The sequence below is a fragment of the Pedobacter cryoconitis genome (genome assembly GCF_001590605.1).
Classification (GTDB): Bacteria; Bacteroidota; Bacteroidia; order Sphingobacteriales; family Sphingobacteriaceae; genus Pedobacter; species Pedobacter cryoconitis_A.
Genome location: NZ_CP014504.1, coordinates 3,965,500 through 3,980,864 on the forward strand (window position 1 = coordinate 3,965,500; position 15,365 = coordinate 3,980,864).

Here is a 15,365-nt window from a genome sequence, read left to right on the forward strand (position 1 = left end):
GCAACCTTAATATAAACCGCTCCGCTAAACCCCGGCCATGTTACATAAACCTTTAAAAAAACAGGGTATGGTATTTCAAGACCTTGGCCGCCCCTTCAGGCGGGTGCCGGCTTGAAATACCATACCCTGTTTTTTTAAAACTAAAAAGGCCACCTTTACAGGCAGCCTTTTATATTTCAGTATTGGAGGAACTTACTCAACACTTCCTTCCTCTTTTTTCTTCTTTTTACCCGGGCTTTTATTTTCAACTACAATAAGATCAGTTTCCTTATTGTAATCAATCTCAAGCGTATCTCCATCATTGATCTCCCCTTTCAGGATTTCTTCAGCAATCGGATCTTCCAGATATTTCTGTATCGCACGTTTAAGCGGACGGGCACCAAAGTTAATATCGAAACCTTTATCAGCAATAAACTCTTTTGCTACTTCAGTCAACTTAACCTCATAGCCTAAACTATGAACCCTGCCAAACAATGACTTCAACTCGATATCAATGATTTTGAAGATTTCATCTTTACCTAAAGTATTGAATACAACCACATCATCCACACGATTCAGGAACTCAGGAGCAAATGCACGTTTCAAAGCGTTCTCAATTACCCCTCTTGAATGTGCATCAACCTGATTAGTTTTTGCATTCGTAGAGAAACCAATACCCTGACCGAAATCTTTAAGCTGACGTGCACCAATGTTAGAAGTCATGATGATAATCGTGTTTCTAAAATCGACTTTACGACCTAAACTATCAGTCAGCTGACCTTCATCCAATACCTGTAACAGGATATTGAACACATCCGGATGAGCTTTTTCAATCTCATCCAATAAGATAACAGCATAAGGTTTACGGCGTACTTTCTCCGTTAACTGACCACCTTCTTCATAACCAACATATCCCGGAGGCGCTCCCACTAAACGTGAAACAGCAAATTTCTCCATATACTCACTCATGTCAATCTGAATCAGTGAATCATCACTATCGAACATGAACCTTGCCAATTCCTTAGCTAATTCAGTTTTACCAACACCTGTAGGGCCTAAGAAAATAAACGAACCAATAGGTTTCTTAGGATCTTTCAACCCAGCTCTTGTACGTTGAATAGCTTTACTTAATTTCTTGATCGCATCGTCCTGACCAATAATTTTAGTTGCTATAGTATCATACATATTCAGCAATTTCACGCTGTCAGTCTGACCCACACGTTGTAAAGGAATACCAGTCATCATGGAAACAACCTCTGCAACATTATCCTCAGTTACGGTGTAACGTTTAGTTTTAGTTTCAGCTTCCCATTCAGTTTTAGCACGATCAAGCTCTTCTAAAAGATTCTTCTCAGTATCTCTTAATTTTGCAGCTTCCTCATACTTCTGACTCTTTACAACTTTATTTTTCTCAACCTTGATATTTTCAATCTTAGTTTCAATATCAATGATGTTTTCAGGAACATGAATATTAGTTAAATGTACCCTTGAACCAGCCTCATCCAATGCATCAATAGCCTTGTCCGGAAGGAACCTGTCAGTAATATATCTTGTAGTCAAAGCAACGCAGGCATTTATTGCCTCGTTTGTGTAAGTAACACCGTGATGTTCCTCATACTTCTCTTTGATACGGTTTAAGATCTCAATAGTTTCATCAGGAGAAGCTGGCTCGATCATTACCTTTTGGAAACGACGGTCTAAAGCCCCATCTTTTTCAATATACTGACGGTACTCATCTAAAGTAGTAGCACCAATACATTGAATTTCACCTCTCGCTAAAGCAGGTTTGAACATATTGGAAGCATCCAGGGAACCAGAAGCTCCACCAGCACCAACAATAGTATGGATCTCATCAATGAATAAAATTACATCAGTTGATTTTTCCAGTTCATTCATAACTGCTTTCATGCGTTCCTCAAACTGTCCGCGGTATTTAGTTCCAGCAACCAAAGAAGCAAGATCTAACGTAACCACACGTTTATTGAACAACACTCTTGAAACCTTACGTTGAACAATGCGCAAAGCAAGCCCTTCAGCAATCGCCGACTTACCTACACCTGGCTCACCAATCAAAATAGGATTATTCTTTTTACGACGGGAAAGGATTTGAGAAACACGCTCAATCTCTTTTTCACGCCCTACAATAGGGTCCAGACGGCCTTCTTCTGCAGCTTTTGTTAAGTCTCTTCCAAAATTGTCCAGAACAGGGGTTTTGGATTTAATGTCAGATACTTTTTTGGGACTGCTAAAGCTTTCCTCTTCACGGTAATCATCATCACCACCAGTAGAAGCACTACCTTGGGTTTCATCTCTGAAACCATTTTTATTAACTTCTACTTCTTGTTTGAAGATTTCGTAATTGATGCTGTACTGCAATAATATCTGAGAAGCGATATTATCATCATCACGAAGGATGGACAACAGCAAATGCTCTGTTCCTATTAAATCACTTTTGAAGATTTTGGCTTCCAGATAAGTGATTTTTAATACTTTTTCGGCCTGTTTGGTTAAGGGGATATTTCCCAGATTAACCGTCACACTGGATGTACCTCTTACTGCTTCCTCAATTGAGCGGCGCAATTTAGACGTATCAACCCCCAGCGATTTCAATATTTTGATAGCCATTCCATCGCCTTCGCGAATCAGACCCAACAAAAGATGCTCAGCGCCTATATAATCATGACCTAATCTCAGGGCTTCTTCCCTGCTAAACGAAATCACGTCTTTTACTTGTGGTGAAAATTTAGCTTCCATATATACCTTTTCTTAAACGCAACGCCCCTAAACTATAAAAATGTTTTATAAATAAGCGTCACCTATATGATTTATTTTATCAACAATTACGCCATAGAGCGGAAGAAAGATTTCGTTACTGATCTAATTCCATTAAACTTACTAAGTTTTGACACTAATAACAATATTATTTTATTAACCAGAGGAAAATAAATACTTCTAAAGTAGCTTAAATAATCACAAAAGGAACCATTTTCAAACCTTTTGGGAGAATTGTCCCAAAAATGTAATGATTATTATGCCATAAACGACCTGTCATTTTGCTAGTTACCCCAAACTAAAAGCAACAAAATGGCAGTCTTTAATTAGAATTCTCAATCCATTCCCCTATTTTGGTAGCTATAGGCTTCAGTATGTTATATTCTGTTTTCCAGATTACTTTTTCATTATCGATTTCATGGCTGATGGAACCAATAAATCTGGCTTCTGAGAACACTCTGTAGATGGTATTTTCTTCTCCGGAGAGAATTAAGAATTTTCTTTTTTGACCACGATATTCATCTTCATAGTTATATTGCTCCATAATTAAGCTTAGTATATATTAAACGCAGTAAAGCTCTAAAAAATTTCACTGATATTTCCCTATTCTTGGGGACAAAAACATTTCCCGGCCGATCCTTTAAATCGTATCATGATATATAACCTTATTTTAGAAAATATAACCAAGCACATTTCGCTCGATCAGGAGGAAATTCATTATTTCACCTCTTGCCTGAAGCAAAAGAAAGTTTCAAAAAAGGAGTTCATCCTGAAAGGAGAACAAACCTGTAAGTATATCAATTTTGTTCATTCAGGTATATTAAGAGCATATTACCTGGATAAAGAAGGTAAACAATCCACTATTATGTTTGCTGTTACAGACTGGTGGATAACAGATATGTTTTGTTTCATCAATGATCAGCCAGCTATGCTGACTATTGAAGCTGTAGAAGAAAGTATTATTTTTCAGTTATCAAAAGATGATCTGGATAGTTTATATATCAAAACACCCAAATTTGAGCGGTTCTTCAGGATAATTTTCCAGAATGCCTATATCAGAGAACAACTCAGAACAATACAAAACTTATCACTTACGGCAGAAGAGCGGTACAATAGCTTTATCAATAAATATCCCCAAGTGGTTAAACAAGTTACTCAAAAACAGATCGCCTCTTACCTGGGTATTACGCCGGAGTTTTTAAGTACGATCCGCAGTAATAAGCATAAAATTAATGTTTCGTTTGATAAAATTTCTTAATCTACCTTATTTTTTTCAGCCGTTTTGTTCTCTTGTTTTGTATGAAAAATTAAAGATATGTTGATACTTATAGCAGGCCCTTACCGCAGCGGGACAAATGACGATCCCGAATTAATCACACAAAATTTAAGCAGATTAGAAGCTGTAGCACTTCCTTTGTTCCGTTTGGGGCATATTCCTATGATTGGCGAGTGGGTAGCATTACCCCTGCTTCATCTTGCAGGTTCAAAAAAACCAGGTGATGAAGCTTATGAAGAGATTTTATATCCTGTAGCACATCGGCTACTTTCAAAATGTGACGCAGTGTTACGACTTGAAGGTGCTTCTAAAGGAGCTGATGAAGATGTAAGGATTGCGAAAGAAAGAGGATTAAAGGTTTATTATAGTTTGGATGATGTACCTCATGCTGATGAATAATATGCTTTGATGAGCTTTTTCCTGTTGAATTAAATGATCAATGACCCTATTATAGAATAGGGAATTACCTCCCTATTCTTTTTTCAAGGCAAAAGCAAACATTCCGTCATTCAACACATTTTCAAACAATAACAACAATAGCAGGTATTATATAATATTTTTCAATTATTATTGTTTTATATAGCAAAAGTTAAAACCCTTTATATTGAATAATCAATCGACATTAATAATTTCCAAATACCATGCTCGAAATCAATAATAAAAAAGATATTATCATACCCTTCAACAAAATAGGAGACAATGACTGGAAAATCAAAACCAGCCAGATCATTGAAGCTTTTGCAGATACCTGGGATGAAGAACTAAAATCTCCGATCTCCTCAGCTGAAATTACAACACTTGAAACGAAGCTTGGTACAACCCTTCCTGATGGATTAAATCTTTTTTATCAAACATTCGGTCTTGCCAATATTGGCGAAGAACTCCAGGACTTAGATAAAATGGAATGGATGAAGGATATCTGGGCTAACAATCCTCAAAACGGGCCTGACTTTACAAGCAAAGACAATGAGGTATTGCCTTACCTGGTAACATTCAGTAACTATATTGGAAATGGAAATATGTTCTGTTTTCATAGTGAAACCAAAGAAATCTATCTTTTTGACCATGATAGTGGCTCCTATATCACAAAGATGTTCAATACAGCAGATGATTATATAAAAGGTTGTTTAATTTTTGTACAGGCAGAACTTTATGGCGAAGACATTGACCAGGAAGATGCTGATGAATGGACTGAAGAAGTTGCGGAGGAGCTGTTTGGTAACGATATTATTAAAAAATGGAAATATTAAAGCGAATGGGCCTAAAGATAAGACCAGCCAAACCTTTAATATAAGAACTCAATCTTCCTATTTCCAACAAACATATTTGCCTTAACTATTTTGCTTTACCATGCTTCAAATCAATAAAAAAGAAGATATTATAATACCCTTCGACAAAATCGGAGACGATGACTGGAAAATTAAAACCAGCCAGATCATTGAAGCATTAGCCACTAACTGGAATGACGAACTCAAAGACCCAATTTCTACAGCTGAAATTTCAGCGCTTGAAACAAGATTGGGAACAATGCTGCCAGAAGGTTTAAACCTTTTCTATCAGACATTCGGTTTGGCCAACATTGGTGAAGAGCTTCAGGATTTTGATACGATTGGCTGGTTAAAGGACACTGGCGCTGCTGACCCTGAATACGGATTAGATTTTACACCTGAAGAAAATGAATTACTTCCTTATTTAGTCACGTTTAGTGATTGTCTTGGAAACGGAAATATGTTTTGCTTCCACAGTCAAACAAAAGAGATCTATTTTTTCGATCATGACGAAGCTCCAAATATTATCAAAATGTTCAACACTGTCGATGCATATATCAAAGGATGTTTAATATTTGCACAGGCTGATCTTTTTGGAGAAAATATTGCTCAGGAAGATGTCGATAAATGGAATGAAGAAATCATTGAAGAACTGATTGGCAAGGATAAGCTTAGAAAATGGCGATATTTTAGTGGCTGGGAAAAAGAATAGTAGTCATTCTGAAATAATGGTAAATTACTTTATACAAAAACTGCAGGTTACGCTAATATCCAAACAAGCATCAAAGCCAATGAAGAAACAAAATACAGGATTGGAGCTATAAGCTTAAATAGCCCTATTTTTTCAGACTGAAAGGATAAACGTTTTTATCTATTTCAAGCAGTAAACTATCAGAATTTTTATAATCTACTATATAAACTTTGGACTCCCATTTCTGCATAAGTGAGGCCAGGCCAGTGGCTGCATCTCCTAAACGTTTGGAGACCAATTCAATCTTGCGTTTTTTATTGTCAAGGCCATCATCCATGACCTTGTCTACATAAATTGCCTGATTGTTATTGACCTCACCCAAAACTATTGATGATGTCGCTTTAGGATGCCCAACAAGCAACACAAAGTTTTTCTTAAAATCAATTGCAGCTATTTGTGCTGAAAAATCCTGCTGGTTTGTTCTGAAACGCTTTTCCGTATAATCGCCTATTACATTCTCTAATTCTTCTGCACTCACAATTGGTAGAAATGCAATATCTTCATAAAAAGGAACCTTTTCCTTTTCATCCGATTGTAATACTAGAGCACTATCTCTTCCCTCCTTTTGAGCCTCTTCAATAAGCGCACCATTTAACTTGTTTGCCAGGTCAGATACCCTTTCACTACCCGGACGTAAGGTTGTTTCAAAGGCAAAGCCTTCTTTCAACTCCACCGGAGAGCTACAGGAAACAAAGAGGCTAACGATTAACAAAAATGAAAAACCAGGCTTTAACAGGAAAAATAATATATGCTTCATGATTTAAAGATATTAATTCGGTCTAAATGTTTTTCAGATTTAGCTATAAATTCATCTTATATCAGACAAACAGTTTTTTAATGGGTTTACCTTGTTTATCTTTGTGACCGCTGACCAAAATCAGGACAGGGAAAAAGACCAGAGAGTTAACAATCAGTAAAAGCCTTTTAAAGGCATAAAATATTAAAACCCAATTATGTCAGACGAAAAAATAATCTTTTCAATGGCGGGAGTAAATAAGATTTACCCCCCTCAAAAACAAGTATTAAAAAACATATACCTTTCATTTTTCTACGGAGCCAAAATTGGTGTTATTGGTCTTAACGGATCGGGTAAGTCATCTGTATTGAAAATTATTGCGGGAATTGACAAAGCATTTCAGGGTGAGGTTGTATTCTCGCCAGGTTATACTGTTGGTTATCTTGCACAAGAGCCAGAACTTGACGAGAACAAAACTGTTCGTGAAGTTGTAGAAGAAGGCGTTGCAGAAATTACGGCTATCCTGAAAGAATACGAATCTATCAATCAACAGTTCGGCTTACCAGAAGTTTATGAAGATGCAGATGCAATGGATAAACTGATGACCAAGCAAGGGGAACTGCAAGATAAAATTGATGCAGTAAATGCCTGGGAGCTTGACAATAAGCTGGAACGTGCAATGGATGCTTTACGTTGCCCTGATCCTGACACTAAAATTGGTGTTTTATCAGGAGGTGAGCGCCGTCGTGTGGCGATGTGCCGTTTACTATTACAAGAGCCTGATGTTCTATTACTGGATGAGCCAACCAATCACCTTGATGCAGAAAGTATCGACTGGCTGGAGCAATTCCTGAAAGATTACAAAGGAACAGTTATCGCGGTAACCCACGATAGATATTTCCTTGACAATGTTGCAGGATGGATTCTTGAACTTGACCGTGGAGAAGGTATTCCATGGAAAGGTAATTATTCTTCATGGTTAGATCAGAAAGCAAAACGCTTATCACAAGAAGAAAAAACAGAAAGTAAACGTCAGAAAACACTGGAACGTGAGTTGGAATGGGTTCGTATGGCACCAAAAGCCAGACATGCAAAATCTAAAGCACGTTTATCCAACTATGATAAACTAGCCTCAGAAGACTCTAAAGAAAGAGAAGACAAACTGGAGCTATTTATTCCTGCAGGCCCCAGATTAGGTAATGTAGTTATTGAAGCCAATAATGTCACTAAATCATACGGAGACAAGATACTTTTCGAAAACCTGAGTTTTTCTTTGCCACCTGCAGGAATTGTAGGGATCGTTGGCCCTAACGGTGCAGGTAAAACTACCCTTTTCCGTTTAATCACGGAGCAGGAAACACCAGATGAAGGAACATTCAGAGTAGGTGAAACGGTAGCCTTAGGTTACGTGGATCAAATGCACAATGACCTGGATGGCAATAAGACTGTCTACGAAAACATCACTGACGGACTTGACAACATTATGTTAGGAAACAAGTCAGTTAGCGGACGTGCTTATGTCTCTAAATTCAACTTCAACGGTGGTGATCAGCAGAAAAAAGTAGGTATATTATCAGGTGGAGAACGCAACAGGGTACACTTGGCAATCACTTTGAAAAAAGGGGCCAATGTATTATTACTCGATGAGCCAACCAATGATATTGACGTAAATACGTTGCGTGCACTGGAAGAAGCATTAGAAAACTTTGGCGGTTGTGCAGTAGTCATCAGTCACGATAGATGGTTCTTAGACCGTATTTGTACACATATTCTTGCCTTTGAAGGTAATTCACAAGTTTACTTCTTTGAAGGGAACTACAGTGATTACGAAGAAAACCGTAAGAAACGCTTAGGCGATGTAACTCCGCACAGAATCAGGTACAAGAAATTAAGCTAACAACTGTTACTTAGTCTTTTTATGACCAAAGTTCTGTAAACGGTAATTAAAACTAACGAGGAAATATCTGGTAATTTGATTATACTGACTATCAGTAATCGAATTATCAGATATACTTCTAACCAGGTTATTTCCCTGGTTCAATAGATCATAAGCTTGTAAAGAGAGGGTTCCCTGCCTGTTCTTAAACAAGATCTTCTCCAAACTAAGATTAATTAGCATTGGGTTCGCTACAGCCAGTGAATAACCTGAGTTTATCTTTTTGGACACATCGGCATTTAGAGAAAAATTCTTATTCAGAAAAGCCCGGCCGCTCCAGTTAAATTGCCAGGTTTCGATATTTCTTAACTTCAGCAATTCAATGGAATAGCGGTTACTGCTGTAAGTATAAGTCGCAGAAGTGGTTAAAGTTAACCGTCGCTGGTTCATCCTGAATTTCAAAGATTGTGAAAAATTAATATTTCTATTAGTATTCAAGTCATTATTAGCATATGAAATCATATTAATATAATCAAATGTACCTCTCAACTCTGCATTAAACTTGTTTTTGGCAAAAGGTAAAGCATAAGAATACATACTTCCTATCAGGTATGCTCCATTTGCGTTCTCATAATGTGTTTCCTGTTTTAAGCTATTTAACGTATCTTTTAGCAAGATCACATTACTAACCACCTGATCTTCAACAACAGCCCCATTTAATGCAAGTTGCAAGGTTGATCCTGTTTGTTCATCGGTATGCTGATAAGTAAGATTCCCGGAATGTGTAAAACTGGATTTCAGGTTAGGATTTCCAATAATAACATTCTGAAGGTTACTAATATTGGGTACCGGCTGCAACTGATAAAAATCGGGAGCTGTACTGCTTCCGCTATAAACAAAAGCAAAATTATCCCAATTAGATAAGTTATAGCTTAAATTGACTATGGGTGATAAATTAAGTTCAAAATGACTGATTTTAGTCTCGTTCCCTTTATATTGTCCCGTGAGCTGACTTGGCTGCAAAGTTAAGCCCAGACTATAATTGAGTCGTTCAGCCTGGTAACGGTAGTTTACCGCAAAACGCTGAAACAGAAAAGCCGAAGAATAAATAGAGCTCAGAGAATCCACAACGCTACTATTACCAATGCTGTTATCCACCTTGGTATACAAGCTATTTCTTGTTTTACTCATGGAGAAGAAATAGGAGAAATCTATATTTCTTTTCACCAGAGAGTCATTGTCAGAACTTAAAGGCTCACTGTATCTAAAATCGGCTGTAACCAGATTCGTCCTGTTTTCCGCATCAATAAAACGGTTAACAATGGAATCTTTAACCAACTGATTCTGCCTGTTGTAATAGCTTAACTTATTCCGCAGATCATCCTGGACCTGATTGACCCCACTACTGATAACCACTCCAGCAGACATACTTCTGCCCGGTTTCTCCATACTTCTGGCCCAAACAAAATTACCGTTCAGCGCAGGTGTTTTAGTATTCGACCCGCTCTCACTCTGCAAATCCTGTCTGATCAGCCCTGTTTGCTTAGAAAGAATATCCCCATCTCTATTCTTTAAAGCCATCGAACCACCCAAAGAGGCTTGAAAATAACTCTTGTTCGCTATAGATTGTACATTAAAATTAATGTTATGTGTATTGTCAGCTGATTTACTTGCCGATTGTGATTTATTAAAAATTGTTCCGTCGGTCGTTACCGTTTCAGTCGAATTCAACTGTTCCGAGATATTTTTGTTATACCCATAATTATAAGCTGCACTGGCAGTAACTCCATTTGATAACTTATCTCTATAATTGATGCCCGCAGTGGCAGCGGTATTTACTCCTGCTTCGTTATTCGTATTATTAGAGCTGCTGCTAAATCCGATCTGTTTACTGCCTTCCCATAAATTTCCGTTCCCCTGAAGACCATAACGCTTATTTGTTCCCCCACTTACCAGTGCATTCCCGAAAGTCCCTCTATTCTGTCCCGACTTGGTTACCAGGTTCAGCATTTTCTGAGATTCTCCGGTTTTCATCCCCGTAAAATTCGCCTCATCTCCATAGTCATTGATAATTTCTACTTTATCCACTACACTGGCCGGAAGCTGACTAATAAAGTCCTTGACATTACTGGTAAAGAAGTCTTCACCGTTCACTCTTAATTTCTGCAATGGTTTCCCCATCGTAGTCGCATTTCCATGTGCATCGACTTCTATGCCGGGTAATTGCCGCAGCAAATCTTCTACCCTGTCATTTTCAGAAATCTGGTAAAAAGCAGCATTATACTCAATAGTATCGCGTTTGATCTTAATTGGCTTGTCTCTGCCATTAATTATAACTTCATTAAGCAGGTTAGATTCCAGATCAAGAATAACCATGTCGAGATCCATATTGAGTTGTCCTTCTTTAAATTGAAATGATCTGGTATAAGGCTTAAAGCCTATACTCATGACCAGCAGAGCAATCCGGTCGGCTTTGAACCCGGAGAAAACAAATCTTCCGTGCGTATTGGTAATTGAAGTTAAGGTGTCTTTATCTGCAATGAGGAAAACATCAGCTCCGGATACGACATCGTTTAAAGAGTCGATTACAGTTCCGGTAAGCCTGTGTTCTGTTTGTGCTTTAGTAGCAAAGCTGCAGAAGAATATAAGGGCATTGAATAAAATTATACATTTTAAATGACTCAAATTTTCAGGAAATTTTAAAAATCTAATCATTCGTCATGCAATCCAATTGGCCATGTTCAAAAATGCAATTCTTGTGAGAAGGCAACATTAAGCCTTCTTATCACAAGTATAGCTGTTTGTTTGAGTTAATCAATAGTTGGCGGAGTTAATTTCTCAACTCTCGGGCCTCTTTTAAAAATCACTAATCCATTGAGGAAATTACGCAAAATCTGATCACCACATGGCTTAAAGTTAGGATGGTCTTCACTTCTGAAAAATGAGCCCAATTCACTTTTTGTTACTTTAAAGTTTACCAGTTCAAGGATTTTAATAATATCTTCATTATTCAACTCCAGCGCTACGCGGAGTTTCTTCAAAATGTCATTGTTGCTCATAATTACATCGCTACTTCTATCTTCACTTTCTTGTTTTTTATTTTCTCATTAGCCAGAGCTGCCAGAATCTTAGGAACCATACTGCGTTTTACAGCTACATATGAACTCTGGTCTTTAACTTCGATCAAGCCAACATCGTCCTTTTCCAGTCCACCTTTTTTAAGCAGCAGACCTACAATGTCAATTTTGTTGACTTTATCTTTTTTACCCGCAGCAATGTATAAAGTCTGCCACTGACTATCTTTTGGTAATTGATAATTACCTTTTAATTTTTCAATCTCTATATCACTTTTCAGGAAAGGGTATTTGTCTTCCTCAGTCATCATCAGATAGGAAGTCCCTTTGGCATTCATCCGTGCTGTACGGCCATTTCTATGCAAAAAAGCATCTTCTGTATAAGGTAATTGATAGTGAATAATATATTCTACTTCCGGAATATCCAGTCCGCGTGAAGCCAGATCGGTTGTAATTAATATTTTAATACTACCATTCCTGAATTTAAGTAAAGCACGCTCTCTTTCATCCTGCTCCATCCCGCCATGAAAAATATCATGTGCAAGATCTTTATCAATCAGCAAATCACTGATCCGGTCTACAGTTTCTCTGTGGTTACAAAAGATCAATGTAGTTTTATTTCCTATTTTACAGATCAGTTCAAATAAAGTATCCAGTTTATCTTCTGCGGTAGTCATTACCTTTTTCAGTTTCAAATCCGGTGCAACTTTTACATCCTTCAGAAAATTGATTTCTACAGAAGACTTAAGTCCTGTAAAATCAGGAATAGCCTCCATTTGTGTTGCAGAAGTAAGCATACGTTGTTTTAAGGAACGCATGTTGCCAATAATATAGGCCATATCTTCCTGGAACCCAAATTCAAGGGCTTTATCAAATTCATCCAGTACCAGTGTAGTTATAGATGATTCGTCAAAGTTTTCTTTTCTAAGGTGATAAGCAATCCTTCCGGGTGTACCAATCAGTACCGCAGGAGGTTGCTCAAAGTTGTTTCTTTCTGTTTTCACAGGGTGACCACCATAACAGCAGTTCACTTTAAAACCAGTACCCATTTGTTTAAATACCTGCTCAATTTGTAAAGCAAGTTCCCTTGAAGGAACCAATATCAACGCTTGTACCCCTTTTGTAGCTGCATCTAAATTTTTTAAAACTGGCAATAAGAAGCCAAGAGTTTTACCAGAACCTGTTGGTGCAAGTAAAACTACATCCTTTCCTTTAGCTGTAGCGGCAATTGCTGCCAACTGCATTTCATTCAAAGAAGCGATTTTTAAATTACCCAATACCTTTTCTACCATCATGCCGCAAAGATAAGGGAATTAAGCTAAGATTAGCGCAAAAGGGAACTGACTAAGAAACTGTTTAAGTTTTTCTAATATTTAAGGAACTTTTTCCTGATTTTGCTCATCCGCAGTTGCGCATTCTTTTCGAGCTTCATCAACATTGTCCCCCTCTTGGTCATCCAGGAGGTCATTTTATGATTTGCCTTTTGAATTGGAGAATAGATTTTTTCCTCCAGGATATCAAGATATTTAGCATTAGACCTGCTTTGTTGAAGTAAGAAGAATTCATTCATCAGTTCTGTTTTCATCTTTAATAGCTTTAAATGAGGACTAGGTTAATTAATTGATTTAACGCCCGGCAATAGTACTATAGTATTGTCATCGTTATCATAAATGTAATAAAAAAAATAAATAGGATACCTATCATTTACACATAAAAAACAAGGTAAAATGTCCCTTAATATTCTTTACGCCAACAAATGGCCCGATAGTTTGTTTCTATTGAATAATAGAATAATAAACACACCAGAAATCACATTTAATGGACAGACATACCTATCAGACAGGAATAATTGGAAATTGCGCCTTCCTGGCGCATATCAACAAAAACACTAATATTGATTGGTTATGCTGGCCAAGATTTGACAGTTCCTTTGTTTTCGGCGGCCTGCTCGACAAAGAACAAGGGGGAGAATTCTCCATTTTACCTGAAGGAGAATATACCTCAGACCAACACTACGTAGAAAATACGAACATTCTCAGCACAACAATTACCAGTGAAGAAGGTACCTACCGGATTACAGATTTTGCACCCAGATTTTATCAGCATGAGCGTTTTTATAAACCGTTAATGTTAATCCGTAAAATTGAACCACTGGAAGGAAACCCAAGAATTAAAGTAGTCTGCGACCCGGTTTTCAATTATGGTGAAGGCAAACAGCAAGGTTCCAGAGGCAGCAATCATATCCAGTTTACTGGTGCTGAGAACGATATGCAGTTAAGCACTAACATTTCACTTTCCTATATAGAAGACGAAAAGTATTTTGCACTCAATGATACGAAATACCTCATTCTTACTTATGGGCACGATTTAGATGCACCGATTGAAAGTACAGCGGAAAGATTTTTGACTGAAACCAGGAAATACTGGCGTACCTGGATTAAACATTCTACTATAGCCGGCTTCCATCAATCCCTGGTTATCCGCTCTGCGTTGGTGCTTAAAATCCACCAATACGAAGACACAGGAGCGATTATCGCAGCCAGCACCACTAGTTTACCGGAATCTCCGGGAAGTACCCGTAATTGGGACTACAGGTACTGCTGGATGAGAGATACCTATTACGTGATTACCGCACTGAACCATATCGGCCATTTTGAAGAAATGGAACGCTATTTCAACTATATCACAGATATTTCCTTCAGAGATGACAAGCGTTATCAACCACTTTTTGGTATTGCAGGCGAGCGAGTGCTTACAGAGCGTATCCTGACTAACCTGAAGGGCTATATGGGCAATCAACCAGTGCGTGTAGGGAATCAGGCTTACGAACATATTCAGAATGATATCTACGGACAGGTATTAATTTCTATGCTGCCTTTGTATACAGACAACCGGTTTGTTTTTACGGAGCGTAAGGATTCTGCGATCTGGCTTGATTACTTGTTGACAAAGATTGAAAGCACTATAGACGAAAAGGATGCCGGGATCTGGGAATTCAGGAACCTGGCCAATATGCATTGTTACACGAACTTATTTCAGTGGGCAGGTGCGAATGCAGCTTTAAAAATGGCCAAAACTATTGGCAATAAAGAATTTGAAGAGCGGGCAGGATTATTAATTGATAGAGCTTCGGCACACATAGAAGCTTGTTATGATCCGGAAAGAAAAGTCTACAACCATGCTGTGGGCAGTGCACATCTGGATGCGAGTACTTTACAATTAATCCTGATGAATTATCTCGATCCTGATTCACAGCGTGCAAAAGACCATTTGATTGCTTTGGAACAGGAACTTAAAGGTGCCAATGGTTTGTTTTACCGTTACCGTCATACAGACGATTTTGGTAAGCCTAAAACTACTTTCCTGATCTGTGCCTTTTGGTATGTGGAGGCACTTGCCATAGTGGGCAGATTGGATGATGCAGTCAGAGAATTTGAATCATTGGTCGGCTATGGTAATCACCTTGATCTTTTTGCAGAAGATGTAGATGAAAAAGATGGCAGTCAATGGGGTAATTTCCCGCAAGCTTATAGTCATGTAGGTTTGATGAATGCTGCACATCGGATTGCTATTAAATTAGACAAGCCCGCTTTCTTATAGAAAACGGGCTTGCTCAAATATATTTTGTGGGAG

13 protein-coding genes are annotated in these 15,365 nt (G+C 37.9%); 6 read left to right on the forward strand and 7 right to left on the reverse strand.

What is annotated here, in order from left to right; all coding sequences use genetic code 11:
- Positions 1-192: 192 nt before the first annotated feature.
- Positions 193-2,733: an ATP-dependent Clp protease ATP-binding subunit gene (locus tag AY601_RS16405; RefSeq protein ID WP_068403003.1), complete on the reverse strand. Its 2,541-nt coding sequence runs from the start codon at positions 2,731-2,733 to the stop codon at positions 193-195.
- Between the two features lie 340 nt (positions 2,734-3,073).
- Positions 3,074-3,295, reverse strand: a complete 222-nt coding sequence (locus AY601_RS16410; protein WP_068403005.1) for a hypothetical protein — start codon at positions 3,293-3,295, stop codon at positions 3,074-3,076.
- Positions 3,296-3,403: 108 nt separating this feature from the next.
- Between AY601_RS16410 and AY601_RS16415 the strand changes: the two genes are divergently transcribed.
- The 4 genes from AY601_RS16415 (at position 3,404) to AY601_RS16430 (ending at position 6,007) form a co-directional block, all read left to right on the forward strand.
- A complete protein-coding gene (locus tag AY601_RS16415; RefSeq protein WP_068403008.1) occupies positions 3,404-4,009 on the forward strand; it encodes a Crp/Fnr family transcriptional regulator in 606 nt (201 codons plus the stop codon).
- A 57-nt stretch (positions 4,010-4,066) separates the two neighbouring features.
- Complete coding sequence (locus AY601_RS16420) at positions 4,067-4,426, forward strand: DUF4406 domain-containing protein (RefSeq protein ID WP_068403010.1); 360 nt, start codon at positions 4,067-4,069, stop codon at positions 4,424-4,426.
- A gap of 242 nt (positions 4,427-4,668) precedes the next feature.
- Positions 4,669-5,277, forward strand: coding sequence for an SMI1/KNR4 family protein (locus tag AY601_RS16425; protein WP_068403013.1), 609 nt, complete (start codon positions 4,669-4,671; stop codon positions 5,275-5,277).
- Positions 5,278-5,377: 100 nt separating this feature from the next.
- Positions 5,378-6,007 carry an SMI1/KNR4 family protein gene (locus AY601_RS16430; protein WP_068403015.1) on the forward strand — a complete coding sequence of 210 codons (630 nt, stop codon included), beginning with the start codon at positions 5,378-5,380 and terminating at the stop codon, positions 6,005-6,007.
- Positions 6,008-6,131: 124 nt separating this feature from the next.
- Here AY601_RS16430 and AY601_RS16435 read toward each other — a convergent pair whose 3' ends face one another.
- Positions 6,132-6,803: a hypothetical protein gene (locus AY601_RS16435; protein WP_068403017.1), complete on the reverse strand. Its 672-nt coding sequence runs from the start codon at positions 6,801-6,803 to the stop codon at positions 6,132-6,134.
- Positions 6,804-6,999: 196 nt separating this feature from the next.
- Between AY601_RS16435 and ettA the strand changes: the two genes are divergently transcribed.
- Positions 7,000-8,679: an energy-dependent translational throttle protein EttA gene (gene ettA / locus AY601_RS16440; protein ID WP_068403019.1), complete on the forward strand. Its 1,680-nt coding sequence runs from the start codon at positions 7,000-7,002 to the stop codon at positions 8,677-8,679.
- Positions 8,680-8,685: 6 nt separating this feature from the next.
- Here ettA and AY601_RS16445 read toward each other — a convergent pair whose 3' ends face one another.
- The 4 genes from AY601_RS16445 to AY601_RS16460 form a co-directional block, all read right to left on the reverse strand.
- Positions 8,686-11,343, reverse strand: coding sequence for a TonB-dependent receptor (locus AY601_RS16445; RefSeq protein WP_198163541.1), 2,658 nt, complete (start codon positions 11,341-11,343; stop codon positions 8,686-8,688).
- 125 nt (positions 11,344-11,468) lie between these two features.
- On the reverse strand, positions 11,469-11,717 hold the full coding sequence (locus AY601_RS16450; protein WP_068403022.1) for a DUF1456 family protein: 249 nt from the start codon (positions 11,715-11,717) through the stop codon (positions 11,469-11,471).
- Between the two features lie 2 nt (positions 11,718-11,719).
- On the reverse strand, positions 11,720-13,027 hold the full coding sequence (locus AY601_RS16455; RefSeq protein ID WP_068403024.1) for a DEAD/DEAH box helicase: 1,308 nt from the start codon (positions 13,025-13,027) through the stop codon (positions 11,720-11,722).
- A 71-nt stretch (positions 13,028-13,098) separates the two neighbouring features.
- On the reverse strand, positions 13,099-13,317 hold the full coding sequence (locus AY601_RS16460; protein ID WP_068403026.1) for a hypothetical protein: 219 nt from the start codon (positions 13,315-13,317) through the stop codon (positions 13,099-13,101).
- Positions 13,318-13,550: 233 nt separating this feature from the next.
- Here AY601_RS16460 and AY601_RS16465 point away from each other — a divergent pair, with 233 nt between their 5' ends.
- A complete protein-coding gene (locus AY601_RS16465; RefSeq protein ID WP_068403028.1) occupies positions 13,551-15,332 on the forward strand; it encodes a glycoside hydrolase family 15 protein in 1,782 nt (593 codons plus the stop codon).
- The last annotated feature ends 33 nt before the right edge of the window (positions 15,333-15,365 follow it).

Coding starts and splice junctions, on each gene's coding strand:
- AY601_RS16405 (WP_068403003.1), bottom strand. CDS start 2,733: ATGGAAGCTAAATTTTCACCACAAGTAAAAGACGTGATTTCGTTTAGC.
- AY601_RS16460 (WP_068403026.1), bottom strand. CDS start 13,317: ATGAAAACAGAACTGATGAATGAATTCTTCTTACTTCAACAAAGCAGG.
- AY601_RS16410 (WP_068403005.1), bottom strand. CDS start 3,295: ATGGAGCAATATAACTATGAAGATGAATATCGTGGTCAAAAAAGAAAA.
- AY601_RS16425 (WP_068403013.1), top strand. CDS start 4,669: ATGCTCGAAATCAATAATAAAAAAGATATTATCATACCCTTCAACAAA.
- AY601_RS16450 (WP_068403022.1), bottom strand. CDS start 11,717: ATGAGCAACAATGACATTTTGAAGAAACTCCGCGTAGCGCTGGAGTTG.
- AY601_RS16430 (WP_068403015.1), top strand. CDS start 5,378: ATGCTTCAAATCAATAAAAAAGAAGATATTATAATACCCTTCGACAAA.
- AY601_RS16420 (WP_068403010.1), top strand. CDS start 4,067: ATGTTGATACTTATAGCAGGCCCTTACCGCAGCGGGACAAATGACGAT.
- AY601_RS16415 (WP_068403008.1), top strand. CDS start 3,404: ATGATATATAACCTTATTTTAGAAAATATAACCAAGCACATTTCGCTC.
- ettA (WP_068403019.1), top strand. CDS start 7,000: ATGTCAGACGAAAAAATAATCTTTTCAATGGCGGGAGTAAATAAGATT.
- AY601_RS16455 (WP_068403024.1), bottom strand. CDS start 13,027: ATGATGGTAGAAAAGGTATTGGGTAATTTAAAAATCGCTTCTTTGAAT.
- AY601_RS16435 (WP_068403017.1), bottom strand. CDS start 6,803: ATGAAGCATATATTATTTTTCCTGTTAAAGCCTGGTTTTTCATTTTTG.
- AY601_RS16465 (WP_068403028.1), top strand. CDS start 13,551: ATGGACAGACATACCTATCAGACAGGAATAATTGGAAATTGCGCCTTC.